Origin of the sequence: Pseudophaeobacter sp. EL27 (assembly GCF_900313025.1) — a bacterium.
Taxonomy (GTDB): Bacteria; Pseudomonadota; Alphaproteobacteria; order Rhodobacterales; family Rhodobacteraceae; genus Pseudophaeobacter.
Genome location: NZ_OMPQ01000009.1, coordinates 650,916 through 671,924, shown reverse-complemented (window position 1 = coordinate 671,924; position 21,009 = coordinate 650,916). Strand labels below are relative to the sequence as shown.

Annotated in this window: 16 protein-coding genes; 8 read left to right on the top strand and 8 right to left on the bottom strand. The window is 58.1% G+C overall.

Annotated features, from left to right (window positions below; genetic code table 11):
- Positions 1-56 precede the first annotated feature (56 nt).
- The gene (locus ED661_RS10895; RefSeq protein ID WP_122073911.1) at positions 57-827 is read right to left on the bottom strand and encodes a DsbA family protein; all 771 of its coding nucleotides are present in this window, start codon (positions 825-827) and stop codon (positions 57-59) included.
- The gene (locus ED661_RS10890; protein WP_122073910.1) at positions 824-2,200 is read right to left on the bottom strand and encodes a M48 family metalloprotease; all 1,377 of its coding nucleotides are present in this window, start codon (positions 2,198-2,200) and stop codon (positions 824-826) included. The genes ED661_RS10895 and ED661_RS10890 overlap by 4 nt, the downstream gene beginning before the upstream one ends.
- Between ED661_RS10890 and ED661_RS10885 the strand changes: the two genes are divergently transcribed.
- The 3 genes from ED661_RS10885 to ED661_RS10875 all read left to right on the top strand — a co-directional run bounded on the left by ED661_RS10885 (position 2,199) and on the right by ED661_RS10875 (position 7,409).
- The gene (locus ED661_RS10885) at positions 2,199-3,344 is read left to right on the top strand and encodes a pyridoxal phosphate-dependent aminotransferase (RefSeq protein ID WP_122073909.1); all 1,146 of its coding nucleotides are present in this window, start codon (positions 2,199-2,201) and stop codon (positions 3,342-3,344) included. The genes ED661_RS10890 and ED661_RS10885 overlap by 2 nt on opposite strands.
- 106 nt (positions 3,345-3,450) lie before the next feature.
- On the top strand, positions 3,451-4,686 hold the full coding sequence (locus ED661_RS10880; protein WP_122073908.1) for an N-acetylmuramoyl-L-alanine amidase: 1,236 nt from the start codon (positions 3,451-3,453) through the stop codon (positions 4,684-4,686).
- Positions 4,687-4,904: 218 nt separating this feature from the next.
- A complete protein-coding gene (locus tag ED661_RS10875) occupies positions 4,905-7,409 on the top strand; it encodes a penicillin-binding protein 1A (protein ID WP_122073907.1) in 2,505 nt (834 codons plus the stop codon).
- A gap of 40 nt (positions 7,410-7,449) precedes the next feature.
- Here the strand turns inward: ED661_RS10875 and ED661_RS22350 are convergent, their stop codons facing one another.
- Complete coding sequence (locus tag ED661_RS22350) at positions 7,450-9,531, bottom strand: Hint domain-containing protein (RefSeq protein WP_122073906.1); 2,082 nt, start codon at positions 9,529-9,531, stop codon at positions 7,450-7,452.
- A gap of 309 nt (positions 9,532-9,840) precedes the next feature.
- Here ED661_RS22350 and prfB point away from each other — a divergent pair, with 309 nt between their 5' ends.
- From prfB to ED661_RS10855, 3 genes are all read left to right on the top strand, one after another.
- On the top strand, positions 9,841-10,965 hold the full coding sequence (gene prfB / locus ED661_RS10865; RefSeq protein WP_122073905.1) for a peptide chain release factor 2: 1,125 nt from the start codon (positions 9,841-9,843) through the stop codon (positions 10,963-10,965).
- 265 nt (positions 10,966-11,230) lie between these two features.
- Positions 11,231-12,628 carry an amidase gene (locus ED661_RS10860; RefSeq protein WP_122073904.1) on the top strand — a complete coding sequence of 466 codons (1,398 nt, stop codon included), beginning with the start codon at positions 11,231-11,233 and terminating at the stop codon, positions 12,626-12,628.
- Between the two features lie 93 nt (positions 12,629-12,721).
- The gene (locus tag ED661_RS10855) at positions 12,722-13,447 is read left to right on the top strand and encodes a DUF2189 domain-containing protein (protein WP_174214179.1); all 726 of its coding nucleotides are present in this window, start codon (positions 12,722-12,724) and stop codon (positions 13,445-13,447) included.
- A gap of 56 nt (positions 13,448-13,503) precedes the next feature.
- On the opposite strand, the gene ED661_RS10850 is transcribed toward ED661_RS10855, so the two are convergent.
- On the bottom strand, positions 13,504-14,334 hold the full coding sequence (locus tag ED661_RS10850) for a helix-turn-helix domain-containing protein (RefSeq protein ID WP_174214171.1): 831 nt from the start codon (positions 14,332-14,334) through the stop codon (positions 13,504-13,506).
- Between the two features lie 200 nt (positions 14,335-14,534).
- On the opposite strand from ED661_RS10850, the gene ED661_RS10845 reads away from it, so the two are divergent.
- Complete coding sequence (locus tag ED661_RS10845; protein ID WP_122073902.1) at positions 14,535-15,032, top strand: hypothetical protein; 498 nt, start codon at positions 14,535-14,537, stop codon at positions 15,030-15,032.
- A 151-nt stretch (positions 15,033-15,183) separates the two neighbouring features.
- On the opposite strand, the gene ilvN is transcribed toward ED661_RS10845, so the two are convergent.
- Both ilvN and ED661_RS10835 read right to left on the bottom strand, forming a co-directional pair.
- Positions 15,184-15,744: an acetolactate synthase small subunit gene (gene ilvN / locus ED661_RS10840; protein WP_122073901.1), complete on the bottom strand. Its 561-nt coding sequence runs from the start codon at positions 15,742-15,744 to the stop codon at positions 15,184-15,186.
- A gap of 74 nt (positions 15,745-15,818) precedes the next feature.
- Positions 15,819-17,570: an acetolactate synthase 3 large subunit gene (locus ED661_RS10835; RefSeq protein ID WP_122073900.1), complete on the bottom strand. Its 1,752-nt coding sequence runs from the start codon at positions 17,568-17,570 to the stop codon at positions 15,819-15,821.
- A gap of 683 nt (positions 17,571-18,253) precedes the next feature.
- On the opposite strand from ED661_RS10835, the gene ED661_RS10825 reads away from it, so the two are divergent.
- Positions 18,254-18,637 carry a VOC family protein gene (locus tag ED661_RS10825; protein WP_122073898.1) on the top strand — a complete coding sequence of 128 codons (384 nt, stop codon included), beginning with the start codon at positions 18,254-18,256 and terminating at the stop codon, positions 18,635-18,637.
- 6 nt (positions 18,638-18,643) lie between these two features.
- Here the strand turns inward: ED661_RS10825 and ED661_RS10820 are convergent, their stop codons facing one another.
- Complete coding sequence (locus ED661_RS10820) at positions 18,644-19,288, bottom strand: response regulator transcription factor (protein WP_122073897.1); 645 nt, start codon at positions 19,286-19,288, stop codon at positions 18,644-18,646.
- A gap of 59 nt (positions 19,289-19,347) precedes the next feature.
- Positions 19,348-20,784, bottom strand: a complete 1,437-nt coding sequence (locus ED661_RS10815) for a cache domain-containing protein (RefSeq protein WP_122073896.1) — start codon at positions 20,782-20,784, stop codon at positions 19,348-19,350.
- Between the last annotated feature and the right edge of the window lie 225 nt (positions 20,785-21,009).

Genomic DNA, 21,009 nt, shown 5'->3' with positions numbered 1-21,009 from the left:
AAATAATAAAGGGCGCCAATGTTGGCGCCCTTGTTTTTCGAATACGGGTAATTGGATCAGCTGTTTTCTTCGCGCTGCTCGTCCACCAGAATTTTCAGCTGATCGGCCGGCAGGTAGCCGCGCAGCAGCTCGTTGCCCAAAACAAAGGTCGGGGTGCCAGAGATCGCCAGGTTCTGCGCCAGAGCACGGGTGCGGCGCAGCTCATTTGTGACCGCCTCTGAATCCATTGCTGCCAAAATCGCATCGGCGTCGAGCGACAGCCCATCCGCCAGACGGCGCATGGTGACTTCGTTTACGTCGCTGGTGATTTCCACCAGGGCCTCATGGATCTGTTTGTAGGCCTCATCCCCTGCCACGTGTTTTGCAGCAACCGCAAAGCGGGAGGCAAAGACCGAGGCCTCTCCCAGAATGGGGAACTCTTTGACGATGAGCCGGATATTCCCGTCTGCTTCCAGGAGCTTGGCCACCTCTGGTGCGGCTTTGCGGCAATAGCCACAGCGGTAGTCCATAAACTCAACCAGGGTAATGTCGCCCTCAGGGTTGCCGCCGACCCAGGAATAGCCATCGTTGTGCAGCTCTTCCAGATTGGCGGCGACCATGGCCTGGTCCCGGTTGGCCTCATCTGCGGCCTGTTGCTGTTCCAGCAGGTTTACCGCCTCCAGGATCACCTCTGGGTGCTGCATCAGATAGGCGCGGACTTCCGCCCCAAAGGCGGCGCGTTCCTCTGCGGTCATTGCGCCAACATCAAAGGCCTGTGCCGGAAGACTGCTCAATGTGAGCGCCGCTGCAGTTGCGAGCCCTGTGGCCATGCGCGAAAGAGGTTTCATCGTCTTTTCCTTTTTTGACTTTGTTCATAGGCCAACACAACGTCCTGGGCGCGGCGCCAGGTGGCAGAGCCACGTGGCAACAGTGCGACGGCACGTTTTGCGTGAAGGCCTGCGTCTTCAAAACGCCCGGCAAGAGCGTAGCGTTCGGCGGTCACCAAGGCTGCCATACCGTTTTGACCGGTCTTGGCATAGGCCTGTGACATATCCCGCAGGACCAGTGCATTGCGAAAATCCAGTGTGCGGGACTTTTCCATTGTTCTGAGCGCAGCACCTGGTGCGCCTGCGGCCAATTGTGCGCGCCCATAGTTGGCCAGAACCAGAGAGTCGGAGGGCGCCAGCTGAACGGCGCGGGCAAAACTGTTCTTTGCCTGGGCCCAGCGGCGGTTTTCAAACAAGATCTGACCTTTGAGCTCGTGATAGAAGGCATCATTGGGTCGGATTGCCAAGGCACCATCAATGCCGCGCAGTGCTTTTTGCAGGTCATTGCGCCGATGATAGGCAATGGCTTCGCGCATCAGGCGGATATCCCGGTGGGTTTCTTCTTTGGCCCGGCGCAGGCTCCATTTCGGAGAGCGTTTAAAGGCTGAGAGCGTGCCACGAATGCGAGCAAACCAATAGTTGGCCTGCGGGTCAGTTGCCCCACTGCGACCATGCGAGGTGGCAAAGGCTTCGGCGGCACGGATCCGGTCGCGGCTCAAAGGGTGCGAGCGCATGTAGGGATCCTGGTTTGCGGCGCTCAGCACTTCTTGGCCCGCAAAAAGCCTGTGCAGATCGACCAGCCCCTGTGGGTCAATACCTGCAGCCTTGAGATACCGCGCAGCGGCGCGATCGGCTGAGGATTCTTCGGCGCGGGTATGGGATAAAAACCCACGCAAAGCAGATGTCTGGGTGCCTATCGCGATCCCGCCTGCGGCCTCGCTGGCGCCCGCAGCAGCTGCGAGGGCGGCCAGCGCAAGGCCCAGCCCGGCTGCGGATCCTGCCGAGCGCTGGTTTTGCATGCGTCGGGCCAGGTGGCCATTGGAAATATGGGCGGCCTCATGTGCGATCACCGCCTGCAGCATTTCTGGATTTCTGGCCTTTAGGATCAGGCCGTAGTTGATAAAAATCGTGCGGCTGTCCAAGACAAAGGCGTTAAACCGTGAATCATTGACCACCAGAATGCGCAGGCGTTTTGCATTCAACCCGGCAGCCCGCAAGACCGGCGCGGCCAACTTTGACAGCCCCTGTTCGACACCCGCGTCCCGCAACAGCGTGATCGACGCCGCCTGAACACAGGTAGCGGTATAGACAAGCAGGCAAAACACCACGGCCGGGATTGACGCCAGCCGAGAGAAACGGTCAAAAGTCATGCGCGCACCATGGGAGATCATCATGCGAAACTCAAGCAGATCAAACGTCGATCCCTTCATTGTGATGGATGTGATGGAAGCTGCACGCCAAGCGGAAGAGCAGGGCCGTCACATTATCCATATGGAAGTCGGCCAGCCTTCTACCGGTGCGCCGATGGCGGCGCGGCGTGCCCTGGCGGATGCGCTGGAAAACAATAGCTTGGGCTATACAGTGGCCCTGGGGCTGCCAGCGCTGCGGCAACGGATCGCGCAGCTCTACGGGGAATGGTACAATGTCGACCTGAACCCGAACCGGGTGGTGGTGACGCCGGGCTCGTCCGGCGCCTTCCTGCTTGGTTTTACCGCCCTGTTTGACAGCGGTGACCGGGTTGGCATCGGCGCGCCGGGGTATCCCTCTTATCGTCAGATCCTGTCGGCACTGGGGCTGACCCCGGTTGATATTCAAACCGCACCGGAAAACCGGCTGCAACCGGTGGCCGCAGATCTGGAAGGGCTGGATCTGGCCGGGCTGATGGTGGCCTCGCCGGGCAACCCTACCGGAACAATGCTGGACCATGCGGCCATGGGGCAGCTGATTGATGCGGCGCGGGCGCAGAATGCATCGTTCATCTCGGATGAAATTTATCACGGGCTGGAGTATGAGGCAAAGGCGGTGACCGCTCTGGAGCTGACGGATGACTGCTACGTCATCAACTCCTTTTCCAAGTTCTTTTCGATGACCGGCTGGCGGGTAGGCTGGATGGTGGTGCCCGAAGATCAGGTACGGGTGATCGAGCGTCTGGCGCAGAACATGTTCATCTGTGCCCCACATGCCAGCCAGGTTGCTGCCCTGGCGGCGCTGGATTGTCAGGATGAGATGCGCGAGAACCTCGCGGTTTATGCCCGCAATCGCCAGCTGATGCTCGAGGGGCTGCCCGCTGCCGGCTTTGACAAGATCGCGCCGCCGGACGGGGCCTTTTACGTCTATGCCGATGTGTCGGATCTGACTTCGGATAGCCGCAGCTTTGCCGCAGAAATCCTTGAAAAGGCGGGTGTGGCGGTGACGCCGGGGCTGGATTTTGACCCCATCCGTGGTGCCACCACGCTGCGGTTTTCCTACGCACGCGGCACCGCAGATATTGAGGAGGGCCTGTCGCGGCTCAAACAGTTTATGGCGGCCCGTGGCTGAACACTGGGCGTAAAGTGGCAAACAGGTCGGCCGCCTGTTTGATCTGCGGCCTTCGGCGGCTAGGGTAGCAACAAGACCATAAGCAAAGAACAGGGCAGGGCAGGACATGGGCAGATTAAACGCAATGGTGACGGCCCTGTGGCTGGCTGGGCTTTGCCTCATAGGCGCTGTTGCCTCGGCGCAGGAATTCAGCGGTCTGGCCCGGGTCAACGGCGAAATGTCTCGGGTCAAGGATGCGGGCAAAGGCGCTGAGATCCAGCTGGGGCTGAGCCAAGGGGTGCCATACCGCCTGTTTACTCTGGATGGGCCCGCGCGATTGGTGTTGGATTTTCTAGAAGTCGACTGGGCAGGCCTCAGCCCGGATGAGTTTTTGACCGGCGAGTCCGTCACATCTGTGCAGTTTGGCACCTATGTGCCGGGATGGTCGCGGATGGTTCTGGAGCTCGCCGGGCCAATGGCTGTCGAGGCAGCAGCGCTGGAGGTCGATCCGGTGACGGCAGCTGCCTTGCTCAAGGTGGCATTGCACCCCAGCACGCCAGAGGACTTTGCCAGGGCCGCCGGAGCTCCACAGGATATGCGTTGGGATCTGCCCGCGCCGCAGGCGCTGAATGTAGCGCCGCAACGGGATGAAAACGCGCCTCTCCTGGTGGTGCTGGATCCGGGCCATGGCGGCATTGATCCAGGTGCCCAGGCCGAAGGTGGCGTGGTAGAGAAAGACCTGATGTTGCAGTTTGCGCTGGAGCTGGGCGAGATCCTGGTGCGTTCGGGTCAATTTGCCGTGCAGGTCACCCGCGATGGCGATTACTTTGTCTCCTTGGAACGCCGCACCGCACTGGCCCATCAGGCCGGGGCTGACCTGTTTATTTCTCTGCACGCGGATTCGCTCACCCAGGGTCATGCGCATGGCTCCACCGTTTATACCCTGTCACAAGAGGCCAGTGATGCGGCCTCGGCCAGCCTGGCAGAGCGCCATGATCGTGCAGATCTTTTGTCTGGTACCGACCTCAGCCATACAGATGATCTGGTTGCCGGGGTGATGCTGGATCTGGCACGCCAGGAAACCCAGCCGCGTAGTGAAGCCCTTGCACGGGCCTTGGTTGCCGGGCTGAAGCTGCAGGGCAGGCCAGTCAATCGCAAACCATTGCGGTCAGCCGGGTTCTCGGTGTTGAAATCGGCCGATATTCCATCGGTTCTGGTCGAGATCGGTTTTATGTCCAGTGCCCGTGATCTGGCCAATCTGCAAGATCCCGAGTGGCGTCGACAAACGGCCACCGCCTTGCTGAAGGGGCTGATTGACTGGCGCATCGAGGACGAGGCACGCCGGGCCCTGATACGCCAATAGCCCAAGTGCCCTTCACCTGAGCAAGCGGCGGATGCGGAAGCCTTTGAGAGAGGGCTTTGATTCCACGGTTTGCCGGTATTTTGAGGGAAAGCCTCAGATCACCGGGGCATTGCACGGTGTTTTTCCCCCTTTGGCGGCATCTTTCCGCTGTTTCCGCTTTTGACCCCGGGCCTTTGCCCTCCTATATAGGCGACACCCCGCGAGAAAGGCTCCCATCCGTGCTCAGGTTTATTCTTTCCTTCTTTGGTTCCATCTTCAGCACCGTGACCCTGGGCATTGCCATGGTGGCGCTGACACTAGGGGCGATTTTCTGGATCTATGGGCGCGATCTTCCCAGCCATGAATCCTTGTCGCAGTATCAGCCGCCGACCATCAGCCGGATCTATTCCGGTGAGGGACGAATGATTGATGAATTTGCCAAGGAACGGCGCCTGTTCACCCCCTCCGCCGACATCCCGGATATGGTGAAACAGGCCTTCATCTCGGCGGAAGACAAGAACTTTTACTCCCACAAGGGCTATGATGCCCGTGGTATCGCAGCCGCCGCAGTTGAGGCGGTGCGTTCGCGCGGGGATAACGTTCGCGGGGCCTCGACAATCACCCAGCAGGTGATGAAGAACTTCCTGCTGTCGGGCGACCGCAAAGCGGCACGAAAAATCAAAGAGATCATCCTCGCCACCCGGCTGGAGGAGACCCTGAGCAAGGATCAGATCCTTGAGCTCTATCTCAATGAGATTTTCCTTGGCCAGAACTCTTACGGGGTGACGGCTGCGGCGCAGAGCTATTTCAACAAAACCCTGGGGGAGCTGGCCCCCCATGAGGCTGCCACTCTGGCCTCGATGCCCAAGGCGCCGGGCAAGTTCCACCCGGTGCGCGGCAAGGAGCGCCTAACCGAGCGGCGAGACTATGTGCTGCGCGAGATGTTTGAAAACGGCTATATCTCCGAGGCGGTCTATAAGGTCGAGATCCAGCAGCCGCTGCGCTCGGTCCAGAATGGTGATTTCCCCAGCTTCCGCACCACATTGCCGCCGCGCGACTATTTCTCGGATGAAATCCGTCGCCAGCTCTCCGAAGATTTCGGCGAGGGCGAGTTCTTTACCGGCGGCTTGTCGGTGCGCGCGACCATTGACGCTGAGATGCAGACCGAGGCCGCCGATGCACTGCGCACAGGGCTGCAGAAATATGATCGCTCGCGCGGGATTTGGATCGGCACAGGCGTGAGCCTTGAAGAGGCGGTGCTTGGGGATGAGCCCAGCTGGCGTGAAGCCCTGGCAGAGGCCGAAGTGCCGCGTGATATCACGCTGGGTGGCAAATGGTATCCGGCGGTTGCGCTGGAGGTCGGTGACAAGGCCCTCGTCGTTGGTGTTGAGGGACAAACCGGCACTGGCCAGGTGCCGCGCGATGACATCAAATGGATGAAGGGCAGCTTCAAGGATAATATCACCCGTGGGGCTGTGGTTCACGTGCGCGCTGTCACCGCAGATGACGGCAGTCTCAGGCATTGGTCCCTGCGTCAGGTGCCAGAGGTTCAGGGCGGCTTTGTGGCGATGGACGTGAACACCGGCCGGGTTCTGGCCATGCAGGGCGGGTTCTCCTATCAGCATTCGGTGTTCAACCGGGCCACCCAGGCACAGCGCCAGCCGGGCTCCAGCTTTAAGCCCTTTGTCTATGCCGCAGCGCTGGACAGTGGCTATAGCCCGGCGACCATCGTTATTGACGCCCCGATTGAGATCAACACACCCCAGGGGCTGTGGCGCCCCAAGAACTCGTCGAACAAATTCTATGGCCCAACGCCTCTGCGGACAGGCATTGAGCAGTCGCGGAACCTGATGACCATTCGTCTGGCCCAGGAGGTCGGCATGCCGGTTGTTGCGGGCTACGCCGAACGTTTTGGCGTTTACAACAATATGGGGGCCTTCCTGGCGAACTCGCTAGGGGCCGAGGAAACCACACTCTACAAGATGGTGGCGGCCTATGCGATGTTTGCCAATGGCGGCGAGAGGGTGCAGCCGACTCTGGTGGACCGGGTGCAGGACCGCTATGGGCGGACCATCTATCGCCATGATGATCGCGACTGTGTGGATTGTTCCGCGCCGGGACTGCCAGCGGGGCAGTCTCCGCGTATCGACACCAACCGGGAACAGGTGATGGACCCGATCACTGCGTATCAGCTCAGCTCGATGATGAAGGGCGTGGTGGATCGCGGCACGGCCTCCAGTGTGATCAACCTGCCAGTGCCAACGGCAGGCAAGACCGGGACCACCAATGATTCCCGCGATGTCTGGTTTGTCGGTTTCACCTCCAACATCGTTGCCGGCTGCTACATGGGATTTGACCAGCCGCGCCCAATGGGGCGGGGCGCCTATGGCGGCACCATGTGTGGCCCTGTGTTCCAACAGTTCATGAAGGTGGCCACAGAGAAATTTGGTGGCGGACCCTTTGAAGTGCCCGAAGGCGGCCATTTCATCAAGATCGACCGCTATACTGGCGCACGGCTCCCCAACAGCGCTTCGGGCGCCTATGTGGTGGCTGAATATTTCCGTGACGGGGCCGAGCCCATCTTTGGCCTTGCTTTTGACGGTGGTTTTGCCATGGGATCTGATCTGCCGCTGCTGGAAGAGGTGCAGCAATCGGGACGCCAGGTGACGACCTCAAGCGGTGGCACTGCCGTTCTGGGGCCAAAGGCCACTTTTGGGACGATTACCTCTGGTGGGCAGTACTAGCGCACTTGGCCAGAGAATGAGGCTCTTTGGGGGCCGTTTCCTAGGCGATCAGGGCCTGCGTTTCTGGACGTGTCAGGCAGAGTCTCGCTGTGGGGCCAAAACTTTCTGGATGGCCGCGCAGTTCTGGCATGCAGTCAAACAGACTGAACAGGGCCGGAGGGCCAAGGGCTTCAAGCGCTTGATCGCCGGGAAAGAAGCTCTCGGTCGGGCAGTTTTCGGCATAGATTATTTCGTGCTGCTCCAGCAGCAAATGCACATAGGTGACGCTGCCACCGGGTTGGCGGCGAATGCTGTGGTCATTGATCAGATGCTGCGCGGCAGACAGAACTTCGTTGGTGTCAAACAACATGCGGGTTGTCGGCCCGGTCAGCAACATGCGGTGCTGCGGCGAAACCCATAGATCCCGGCTGGTACCAAGTGTGCCTGCTGCAATGCGGATCGGTGCCCAGTCTCCCATCGCGGGAACTGTGGTTTTGCCGACCCAGCGCACGGGTTGAAAGCCATTGTCGCGCGTCAGTACCAGATCCCCCTGAACCAGCTCCTCGATCGGCACTGCACCTGAAGCGGTGGAAATCCGAGTGCCAGCGACAAAGCAGACAATGTTTTCGATATTGGTGAAGTTTACTGTTGAACCGTCTAGCAGTGTCGCGGTTCCGCTCATAGTGCCATCATCGCTGGTGGATGTGATGTTCAGAGAGCCCGGATCAAGGAGCCCATTGAAGTCCAGCGTGTCAAAATCGGTGCCGCCCTCACCGCCATCAATGGTGATGCTGGCAGAGCCTGCCTCTCCGGTATCGGTGAGTGAAAACGTATCTTTGTCGAAGCCGCCGAAGGCCGTATCGCCTTCTCCGACCAAGAGGTAGTCTGTGCCACTGCCGCCATCCAGAGAGTCACTTCCGGTGCCGCCCTCCAAAGTGTCGTTGCCGGCCTCGCCAAAGAGAGTGTCATCACCGGCCCCACCAGAAAGTGAGTCATCCCCTGCTTCGGCTGTCACAACGGGAAGGGTAAACTGGATATCCGTGACCATGTAGTCCGAGCCATCGGTCAGGTCAGTTTGCATATTGGCTGTCAGAACCAGTTGGTCGAAATCTCCGACCCCACTGATGGACACGGAAGCAGCGCCGCTGCCCAGGGCATCTTCGGTGAAATCGCCTTCGGCAACCAGAACGCCGTTGTCATAGACGGCCCAGTGGCCGACCTCTCCGAAAGTATCAGTATAAAGGTGCTCGACACCAAAAGTGATTTCATCAACAGGTTGATCCAGATCGACAATAAGCGCTTCAGATTCACCAGTGGCGGTATCATAGCCGATTTGGGCGGTGACCGCACTGTCACTGTCGGTAATGGCTCCAGCGACACCAAACCCGCTACCGAAGTAGTCAAGGCTCGCTGCGCCACCACCGATGCCGGTGGCTGTGACGCTGTAGCCATTGCCAGTATCTGTTACATTCGAGTCGTTGATCGTCACCGCTGTTGGGCTGAGATCAGAAAGCTGATTTGTGTCGCCGTAGATGAGATCGTTGCCGTCGCCGCCGTCGATACTGTCCAGGCCACTCCCGCCAAACAAATTGTCGTTGCCCAGGCCGCCATCCAGGGTGTCGGCACCTTCGCCGCCTTGTAATGTGTCGCTGCCTGCGCCGCCAGACAGAGAGTCGTTGCCGGCCCCTCCCAGTACGGAATCAGCGCCGTCACCAGCCAAGACGGTGTCGTTCCCTGCTCCGGCCAAGACTGTGTCATCATTGCCGGAGGCACCGCCGCCATTTGCGTTGTCGATCTGGTCGCCATCGGCATCCGTGTAATCCTCATCGATCAGATCGTCCCCGATGGTGCCGTCAATTTCTTCATCGTCGTCGGTATAGATCGGAACCGTTGTGCTGATGCCGGCATCCAGGGTTTTCACTGGGCCAAAGTCCGAAGTGAAATAGACATTTCCGTCGGTGCCCAAAGTGTAGGTGCCAGGCTCAGTTTCATTGGTGTAGTAAGTGTCACCAATAAATCCCGACCAGGTCCAGCTTCCGGTACCAATTACTGAATCTGCCTCAAAGTAGATGACCTCACCGGAGATAGCATCCCCGATGTCTAATGAACTGTCTCCGAGTGTTACCAAATAACCTAGCTGCATCTAGTCGGCTTTCTGTATTTTTCGGAAAAGTGAAGCGAGGGAACATTGCTAGGTGTTTTGCCGCTTGTTTCCGGGATGTTGGGAGGATTAGATAAATCAAAAGTGATAAAGCTACCTTTCACACCAGCGCAAAATCTGCTTCAAATTTGAACTGGTTGCGGAGGATGGAACGTTCGAGACCCTGCTGCTCCGTCTTAGGTGGATCGGGCAATGGAGTGGGGCAACGAAGAAGGCCCCGGCTGCGCTGCTTGCTCGCAGGACAGGACTGGTTTATCACCCAAGCCTGACACGTAAGTTCAAGGACATACCATGCGCGCTGAGACCCAAAATACCGTGGCCGAGATCGAGAAGTCTCTGGAGCTTCTGGCCCAGCGTCTGAACTGGGAAACAGCCGAATACCGGTTGGAGGAATTCAACGCGCGTGTTGAGGATCCCAACCTCTGGGATGATGCTGAGGCGGCGCAGAAACTGATGCGTGAGCGGCAAAATCTGGTGGATGCCATCGACACCTACAAGGGGATCAAACAGGACCTGGCTGATAACGTCGAGCTTATCGAACTGGGCGAGATGGAAGAGGACGAAGAAGTCATCACCGACGCCGAAGAGGCCCTGAAAGCGCTTAAGATCTCAGCCGCCGAAAAAGAGCTGGAAGCCCTGCTCGACGGGGAGGCCGACAGCAATGACACCTTCCTTGAGATCAACTCGGGGGCGGGCGGCACCGAGAGCTGCGACTGGGCCTCGATGCTGGCGCGGATGTATGTGCGCTGGGCCGAAAAAAAGGGCTACAAGGTTGAGCTGCAGTCCGAAAGCGCGGGCGAAGAGGCTGGCATCAAATCCGCCGCCTACAAGATCACCGGCCACAATGCCTATGGCTGGTTGAAATCTGAAAGCGGCGTACACCGTTTGGTGCGCATCTCCCCCTTTGATTCCGCCGCCAAACGGCACACCTCATTCTGCTCGGTTTGGGTCTACCCGGTGGTGGACGACAATATCGAGATCGATGTGAACCCGGCGGATATCCGCATTGATACCTATCGCTCCTCCGGGGCGGGCGGTCAGCACGTGAACACCACCGACTCGGCGGTGCGGATCACCCACCACCCCACCGGCATCGTTGTGACCTCTTCTGAGAAATCCCAGCACCAGAACCGTGACATCGCCATGAAGGCGCTGAAATCGCGGCTGTATCAGCAAGAGCTGGACCGCCGGAACGCCGCCATCAACGAAGCGCATGAAAACAAGGGGGATGCGGGCTGGGGAAGCCAGATCCGCTCTTACGTGTTGCAGCCCTACCAGATGGTAAAAGATCTGCGTACCAGCCATGAGACCTCTGACACCAAAGGGGTGCTCGACGGTGATCTGGACGGGTTTATGGCGGCAACTCTGGCGTTGAACGTTGCGGGCAAAAGCCGCTCTGAAGCGCAGGGCGAGTAACCTCGTTGGCCTCAGTCTGGCTCCCAGTGAGGCAGGCGAGGCACATCGCAAAAAAGCTGGATAGGGGTGCGGGAGATTTCCGCACTCTTTTTGCTGCCTGCCTGCTCCTTTCCATTCTCTGGCCTTGGATCAGAAAGATGCACCTTTGAATTTTTGAGAAAGAGGCGTTTTTCCAAGCGATTTAAAAGGTTAGCTTTAGGTGCGGCTTTTCAGATGTGATTTCCAGCGCTAGGCTGATCTGGAATGACTGCTGGAGCAACCTTTGATGTATGAACCCTATGGATCAGCGCAGGAGCTGGTGACGAAACTGCGCAGTGGTGCTGTCAGTACCGTGCAGGTGATGCAGGCGACGCTGGATCGGATTGATGCGCTAAATCCGCAGCTGAATGCTATAGTTGCGCTCCGTCCCCGTGAGGAGCTGATGGCAGAGGCTGCGGCTGCGGACCAGGCCACGACCCGCGGGGCGCTGCACGGGTTGCCAATGGCGATAAAGGATCTGGCCAATGTCAAAGGCATCGCCACAAGCCAGGGCTCGCCCTTGCTCAAGGAATTTGTACCGCCGCAGGACGAACTCTTCGTGGCACGTCTGCGCGCGGCTGGTGCCATTTTTATTGGCAAGACCAATACACCGGAATTTGGCCTCGGCTCTCATACGTTCAATCCGGTCTATGGCGCCACCAGCAATCCCTTTGATCTGGGGCGCAGCTGCGGCGGCTCGTCCGGTGGTGCGGCTGTCGCCCTTTCCGCCGGCTTGATCGCCTTGGCGGATGGATCTGACATGATGGGATCCCTGCGCAATCCGGCGGGCTGGAACAATGTCTATGGCTTCCGGCCGACCTGGGGCATGGTCCCGTCAGAACCCACTGGGGATCTGTTTATGCACCAGTTGGCCACACTTGGCCCAATGGCGCGCAGCCCTGAAGATATCGCCCTGTTGCTGGATGTGATGTCTGGCCCTGATCCGCGTCAGCCACTGACCCGGGGCCGCGAGGAGATGTTGCCGTTGCCAGAGGTGGCATCGATGCGCATTGGCTGGCTGGGGGACTGGGGCGGGGCCTTCCCGATGGAGCCCGGCATTCTGGAGACCAGCGAGGCGGCCTTGGCGCATCTGTCCAACCTTGGTCACAGGGTGGAGGCCGTGGCGGCTCCTTTCCCGGCAGAGGAGATCTGGGAGGCCTGGATCACACTGCGGTCGTTTGCGGTCGCTGCCGGGTTGCGGGCCTTTGACGGGCAGCGGTCAGGGCTGAAGGAAACGGCGATCTGGGAATTGGATCGGGGCCTGTCGTTCAGCGCCCAAGAGATACAGCGGGCCTCGGATCTGAGGTCAAACTGGCAACGCCGGGCAGCGGAGCTGTTCCAAAGTTATGATGCACTGGTTTTGCCTGCGGCGCAGTGCTGGCCCTTTCCGTTGGATCAGGAATACCCGCGTGAAATCAATGGTGTGGCAATGGACAGCTATCATCGCTGGATGCAGGTGGTGACCCCTGTCAGCCTGCTGGGACTGCCCTGTCTGGCGGTTCCCTCCGGGTTTGGTGCAACAGGCCTGCCTAATGGGGTACAGATCTTTGCCGCGCAGGGGGAGGATCGCAAACTTCTGGCGCTGGGGCAGGGGTATCATCAAGCTACCAAATTGCCACAAAGCGCCCCGCCACCTCTGGGGTGATCCGGGGGCGGAGAATATAGAAACACATAGGATTTTTCTGGGGAGGAGAATTGAGTGAGTGAAAAACCATTTGGCGTGCCGGAGTTGCGGCCGATGCGGGCGGAGATCCTGACGCAGGCGTTGAAATGTGGTTGGCAGGATTTCTGCACAAAACCTGGCTACGGGCTGTTTTTTGCAGGCTTTTATGTGCTGGCCGGCTGGGCGATGTCCTGGATTACCCTCGCCACTGGAACCACATTCTGGCTGGTTCTGGCGGCCATTGGGTTTCCCCTGATTGGCCCCTTTGCAGCTGTCGGGCTTTATGAGGTTTCGCACCGTCTGGAGCAGCGGGAACCGATGAAGACCGGGGATATCCTCGGCGTTATCCTGCATCAAAGCCGCCGCCAACTGCCCTCGATCTGTGCGATCATCATCGTGGTATTTCTATTCTGGTTCTTCCTCGGGCATATGATCTTTGCGCTGTTTCTGGGGCTGTCTACGATGACCAATATCTCCAGCTCACTGGAGGTCTTTTTGTCCCTCAATGGGATGTTGATGCTGGCAGTTGGCAGCCTGGTAGGTGCCCTGTTTGCGCTGCTGCTCTATATGATCACGGTGATTTCGTTGCCGCTGTTGCTGGATCGCGAGGTTGATTTTGTCACCGCGATGATCGCCAGTTTTACCTATGTGCAGAAAAATTTCGTCCTGATGATGATCTGGGCGGTTGGGGTCGCGGTTTTGACCTTTGCAGCCCTTTTACCGGGCTTTGCTGGGCTGTTTCTCGTGCTGCCTTTGTTGGGGCATGCCACCTGGCATATCTACCGGCAGATCGCTCACTAATTGAACCAGGGCGAGTAGTCATAGTTGGGGAGCGGCTACCGGGGGAGGAGCTGGCCTCAGCGAAATGGCTCATCGGGGCGCAGCAGGTGGCGGTGATAGGGCAGCAGATCTTCGGCGGTGGAAAAACCGGCGCTGCGTGCAGCCCTCAGGGCGCGCCCCATGTCCTGTCCGAGGTGTTCATAGACCATGCGGGTCACGCGCTCGCCGCTGCCCTCCCGGACGGTCCGTGCCACATAGCCAAGCCAGAAGTTATTCTCCAAAGAGCCGACCCGCGCCAGATAGTTGAAGGAATAGGTCATTGCGTGGCGACGTGAGATAACAAAAGCAACACCGTCTTCATGCGAGGTCAGAACGCCACGGAATTCGCGCACCTTTGGCCCATCTGGCAATCCCTGATAGCGCATCGCCTCGCGAGCCTCATAACCCTTGATAAAGGTGGCTGTGGTACCGGAGCGGAAGACATAGACCAAGCCGATGACAAACCTGTCGCTGTTAACAAAGCTGCGTCGGGTAAACCGGTAAAAGCCGGTCGGGAACATATCTTCGCTGACCTGTCGAATTCCGTGACCCAGAAAATCGGTGAGAAACGGACCATTCAGGATTTGCCCCTGATGCTCAATTGTTTCAACTGGTTCCAAAAGAATGCGGGCATCTACATCAAAAAAGTTACAGATCCGGTCAAGAATATCTGGCCGCGGAAAGCTCTCGCCGGACATGTAGCGGTTAAACTGGGTTCTGTTGATCCCAAGCCTGCGCGCTAATTCCGAAACCGAAGGGTAGTTTTGCGCCAGATGACGCAGATTGGTGCCAAACATATTGCGCAATTGTGCCGGCGAGCGTGCGGATACAGCGTCTGATTGACCAGTGACGTCCTGTGAGTCTGGCATAGAGGCTGGGTATCCTGTTGTTGTAGCCATAAAACGTGACGATTTCTCGGTGTAGACGCTAATTTGTGTCATGTCGCACCAGGGTTGTGTCAGAACTGTAGGGGCTCAGACACAAAAAGCAATGGGTCGACGCATTTTTGACGATGTTGAAATGGGGCCATTTGAACCAGACTTGTTCTGTCCAGGATACGAGGTCCGCTATGATTGGAATTGTTCTTTGGAGTGACGCCACAGCCGGAAATGCAGTGATTTGGTGCGAAGACCAGGGGGATTTGGCTTTCTATTCCCATGTTTCAGCACCAAGCGATTTTGCGATACGTGTTGGCGACTGGGTGTTGTTCGAGTTGAAATTGAAAGATGATCTGCGCTTGGCGCTGAATATTCAGGTCCTTCAGGAACCTGCCTGCCCTGAATTGGCAGCGGATCTTGTGGGGGCAAGCACCAAGGCCAATGTGGCCTCTGCTCTCAGGCTGGTCGAACCGGAGGGCAGACGTCGAAACATTCCAGTCCATGCCGCGCAGGCCACTGGAAACAAACCTGGTGATTCTGTTCAGTTGAGCCAGGCAAATGCGGTGCAGGTAAAGGTGAAGGAGGGGCTGCCAAAGCCTGGCAATGTTGGATCCTTGGCCACCGATGGGGCGAGCCAGAACATCATCCCCTTCCCATCAAATGGGGCGGGTCGTCTGCGTCGCGCCTGAGGCTTTGCAACTGGGGCAAGCAGCTTATTGAGGCGTCGAAATCTACCTGTGGTTTTGAGGGGCTGGACGCCGGAGAATTGCAATAGATGTTGGATATACAAAAGGCCGGTCATTGGACCGGCCTTTGTAATGTCTGTAGCCTGTTGTGACTTCATTCGCCCCGCAAAAGGGCAGCAACTCCGGTCCGGGCCACTTCTGCCAACCCCAGCGGGCGCATCAAATCGGCAAAGGCGTCGATCTTTTCCGGCGCGCCGGTGATTTCAAATATAAAGCTGTTCAAGGTGCTGTCGACGACATTGGCACGGAAGATATCCGCCAGACGCAGGGCTTCAACCCGTTTGTCACCATCGCCCACCACTTTGAAAATGGCCAGTTCACGCTCAACAGACGCGCCTTCGACGGTGAGATCGTGAACCTCGTGCACCGATACGATCCGGCCAAGCTGAGCTTTGATCTGTTCGATCACTTGCGGGGTACCGGTGGTCACAACTGTGATGCGTGACATATGCCCGGTGTGATCGACCTCGGCAACGGTAAGGCTTTCGATATTGTAACCGCGACCGGCGAACAGCCCGATCACACGGGCCAGAACGCCGGGTTCGTTTTCGACGAGAACAGCCAGGGTATGGCGTTCCTGTACGTCCGAAAAGTTGGGGCGCAGGTTATAGGCGGAATGGCGGGTGGAGCCTTTTTTGATATGTAGGGCAGACATTTATGTCCCTTTCTGAATTCGGGCCAAATTTGGGGCAGGGCGTGTTCGCCCTGCAAAACCTATGTGAAAGCGACTTAGACCAAAACCGCGCCGCCAGACTGGATGACACCCTGCGTATCGGCCTCACCCATCAGCATCTCGTTGTGAGCCTTGCCCGATGGGATCATCGGGAAGCAGTTCTCGTGCTTTTCCACCAGGCAATCAAAGATCACCGGCCCATCATAGTTGATCATCTCCATGATGGCATCGTCGAGATCCGCCGGATCAGAACAGAGGATCCCCTTGGCGCCAAAGGCCTCGGCCAGTTTTACAAAATCAGGCAGCGATTCAGACCAGGAGTGGCTATAGCGTTCACCATGCAGCAGTTCCTGCCACTGGCGCACCATGCCAAGACGTTCGTTGTTGAGGATGAATTGTTTCACCGGCAGGCGATACTGGGCTGCGGTGCCCATCTCCTGCATGTTCATCAACCAGGAGGCCTCACCGGCCACGTTGATCACCAGCGACTCTGGGTGCGCCATTTGCACCCCGATGGAGGCCGGGAAACCATAGCCCATGGTACCCAGACCACCGGAGGTCATCCAGCGGTTGGGATCTTCAAAGCCCAGGTATTGCGCCGCCCACATCTGGTGCTGGCCCACTTCGGTGGTGATGTAGCGGTCGTGGTCCTTGGTCAGGGCTTCAAGACGTTCCAGGGCGTATTGTGGCTTGATGGTCTTTTCCGAGCCAGTATAGGCGAGGCAGTTCACCTTGCGCCATTCACCAACCTGCGCCTGCCATTTGGCAATCGCTTCGCGGTTCACCTTGCGACCACGGGCCTTCCAGACCTTGAGCAGGTCTTCAAGCACATGGCCTACGTCACCCACGATTGGAATGTCGATGCGGATCACTTTGTTGATCGAAGAGGGATCGATATCGATATGGGCTTTCTTTGAGTTCGGGCTGAAGGCATCGATGCGGCCGGTGATGCGGTCATCAAAGCGGGCGCCGATGTTGATCATCAAATCACAGTCATGCATCGCGAGATTGGCCTCATAGAGACCATGCATCCCCAGCATCCCCAACCAGTTATCGCCCGAGGCCGGATAGGCGCCCAGACCCATCAAGGTCGAGGTGATTGGAATGCCGGTGGCATCGACCAACTCGCGCAGAAGCTGGCAGGCGGCGGGGCCTGAGTTGATCACGCCGCCGCCCGTATAAAACACGGGACGTTCCGCTTTCTCAATGGCGGCAACCAACTCGGTGATCTCTTCCATATCGCCTTTGACGATGGGCTGATACCGCGAGGCGTTTGGTTTGGCCGGCTCATAGGTGCCGGTGGCAAACTGTACGTCTTTGGGGATGTCGATCAATACCGGTCCGGGCCGACCAGAGGTCGCAACATGGAACCCTTCGTGCAGGGTCGCGGCCAGCTTGTCGGTGTCTTTGACCAGCCAGTTGTGTTTGGTGCAGGGACGGGTGATGCCCACGGTGTCGGCTTCCTGGAAGGCATCGGAGCCAATCATAAAGGTGGGAACCTGGCCGGTGAGAACCACCAGTGGAATGGAATCCAGCAGCGCATCGGTCAGGCCAGTCACCGCATTGGTGGCACCGGGGCCAGAGGTCACCAGCACAACGCCGGGCTTGCCGGTGGACCGGGCATAGCCTTCGGCGGCATGAACCGCGCCCTGCTCGTGACGCACCAGAATGTGACGAATGTCATTTTGCAGGAAAATTTCATCATAGATGGGCAGTACGGCCCCACCGGGGTAGCCAAATACTGTGTCGACACCCTGTTCCTTCAGGGCTTCAACGATCATCTTTGCGCCGGTCATTTCACGTGTCATCTGCTATTTGCTCCAATTGGCGGCATCGTCCATTACGCATAAAAAAAGCCTCCGCTTGTTCAAGGGGAGGCGCATGGGTTTGATTGTGGTCTACCGTTACCGGCCCATGCGCTTGGTTCCTACAATTACGACTAGGCTGGTCATCGCCAGGCTCTCCTTTACTGCGTTGCAGCGGACATTATGACTGCTGGCAGAGGGCGTCAACAGGCAAAGGGGATGAAATTCACTCGATTTGGGACATTTTATTGCGTCAGAGGGCTGTTTCGCGATGTTTGTGGAAAAAGGAAGCCTAAAATGGTGAGGGGGAACTTTCAAAACTGTCATTTCGAGGTCTGGTTTGAAACAGAATTGGTCAGGGGGCAGCTCAGTCTGATCCTATCGTACATTTTTGGTAAGAGGGCAGGACGAGGATCTAGGTTGGTAAGGTGGCGCACCTCCGAGGCAATAGGAGCAAAGGAGGCAACGGTGCAGGAGCGCATGCAGCACGGTGTTGGGATCTTCTCTTTTGTGGAGACCGAAGGCCTGTGTGGAGGGGGTGAGCGCACCCGGCAACTCTATGGCCAGGTCTTGCCGCGCCATCCTCAGCGCAGAGGTCTGCGCGGAGATGCACTCAAGGGTTGAGATCTTCTTGACTGAGGTTTGCTGGTGGGGGCACACTTTTACGAGAAGAGAGGAGTGCGCCCATGCCAGAGCTGCTGCAAGTAACCCCCTTTGTCCTGTGCAGTGATCTGCAGCAGCAAATTGAGTTCTATTGCCAGAAGTTGGGTTTTTCCTGCGCGTTTCAGGCAGATAACTATGCCTATCTCAAACAGGGGGCTGTTGCCTTGCGGCTGCTCGAATGCCCGGCGCGTGCGGATGGCAAACCATTGGGGGGCGATATGTCCTTCTATATTGACACCGATGATGTGGACCAGCTGTATCGGAACCTACGGCAGGGGTTAGGTGATCTGGCCCCGCAACGGGTGCGCGCGCCTTTTGATCAGCCCTATGGTCAACGCGAGTTCCACGTTCTGGACGAAGATGGCGCCCTGGTCTTTTTTGGCATGCGCCTGCCCGAGGCAGGGTGACAGGGATCAGAACTCGTGGCTGGTGCCCTGCAAAACGCCGTGTTCCAAAGCATAGCGGGTGAGGCCCGCGGTAGAGGAAATCCCCAGCTTGCGTTTGATATTCTTGCGATGGGTCTCAACCGTGCGCACGGAAATATCCAGCGTCAGGGCGACCTCCTTATTGGATTTTCCCTGTGCCAGCTCCAGCAGAATGGTCTGTTCCCGCCCAGTGAGCGCCTCACGCGCCTCGCCGCTTTTGGGTTTTAGGGCGATTTCGGCGCCAGTGCAGAGGTAGCGCTCGCCCGCCATCACCGAGTCAATTGCCTGTTTGATCTCCTCGGTCGGCACGTCCTTCAGAATATAGCCCATTGCCCCGTGGCTGAGTGCAGTCGAGATATACTCCGGGCTGTCATGCATGGTCAGGATCACGATCCGGGTTTCCGGCAGCCGCTCCAGGATCATCTCGGTTGCACTCAGACCGCCCAAGCGGGGCATGTTGAGATCCATCAGGATCACATCGGGGGCAAGTGTCTGCGCCTGATCCACCGCCTCGGCACCATCGTTGAGGCAGGCAAGCACCTCAATGTCGTCATAGCTTTCAAGGATCGACTGGATACCTTCGGCGACCATTGGGTGATCATCGACAATTAGAACGCGAATTGTTGTGCTCATCTCTTCCCCCTCAACCTCAAGCGACGCATCCGACCAGGGCTGAAACGGAGGTTTCAGCCTTAAACCGATTTGCTCCGCAGATCCTCGCCAAGGGTCTCGCCCGGGGCCAGCAGGTGGCTGAGGGGGAGGCTGGCTTCGATCACGGTGCCGCTTTGGGTGCCACGTGATGACAGAATGCGTAGGGTACCGTCAAGCTGCTCTATCCGTTCCTGCATGTTGCGCAGGCCAATCCCGGGGCCTGTTCGGTCCTGATCGGGCGGCAATCCACAGCCATTATCGGTGATGCGCATGGTGACGCCTTTGGCATGGCCACGCAGATCCATGGTCATTTCACTGGCGTCAGAATGGCGCTCTATGTTCATCAGCGCCTCCTGAGCAATCCGGTAGAGGGCGATCTTGGCCTCCGGGTCGAGCCGGTTGCGAAACACCACGGTGCTGAAGTCCGAATTGATGCCCGTGCGGGTGGCAAAATCATTGGTCAATACCTTGAGAGCCGGACCAAGGCCGAGATCATCCAGCACGCCAGGGCGCAGATCCCGGCTGATCCGGCGGACCTCAGTGATGGCGCTGGCCAGATCGTCAATACCTTTGTCCAGGGGGGGCAGGGCGCGTTCCTGATCACCGCGTTTGAGCCGCCTGCTGGCATTGTCCAGCGCATAGCGCACGCCAACCAGGATCTGGCTGATCCCGTCATGCAGCTCCCGCGCCACTCTCCCACGTTCTTCTTCCTGGGTGTCAAAGACCCTTTGGGTCAGCTCTTTCAGCTTGGCATCGGCCAGACGTCTTTCGCGGATGTTGAGCACCATACCAGAGGCAAAGACCACGATCAGCGCCGCCAGAGTAATGACACCGATGTACAGAAAGGTACGCTGCACGCGAGCCTCAACCTCAGCGCGGGCGGCGGCGACCGAGGACAGAACATCGTCGATAAAGACGCCAGTGCCGACCGCCCATTGCCAGTCCTGCAAGCCGACCACATAGGCCACCATCTGCGCCTCTTCGCCGGTAGAGGGTTTTTGCCACATAAAGGTGTGCCAGCCGGCACCTTGCCGGGCCAGTCGGATGAACTCATCCACCACCGGCGTGCCCTGGCTGTCTTTGAGTCCTGACCAGTTTCGGGTGATGAATTCCGTCTGGCGCGGGCTGACCAGATTGGTGCCATCGTAGTCATAGACAAAGAAGAACCCGTCGGTGCCATAGATCATCGAGGACAGGATCTGGCTGACCTGTTCTTTGGCTTGCTGGTCATCGGGGGAGGCGCGCCCGTAGATAAAGGAGAAGCCATTGCGGGCCTGGGTCACATAGTTGCGCAGCTCGGCCTTTTTGGCCGCCAGCAGCTGCTCCTTGAGTGCCTGGATCTCGCGTTCTGCCGAGGCGCGCGACTGAAAAGCCACCAGAATCGCAATCGCGGCCACCGCAACAACAAGCGGCAGTGTCGCCAGAATTGAGAGCTTCTGTGCGTAGTTCGGACGAAAAAGAGAGCGAAAAGCGGCCATGTGCCGAATCGTTACGCAATCCTGCAACCGAATCAAAGGGCGGGAGCCGTTTTTTCCGTCCCGGAGGCTATAGAATCGTGTCTGAACTTAGAAAATGACGCAACATCTCAAGGGTTTTGACAGTTTTTCTTAGTGCCTACGCAGTAGTAGGTATTCACAAGTGCCGCCGCCCCGCTAGGCTGGCGCCACTCGAAAAGATCCGTCCAGTCTACGCTGGACATAGGG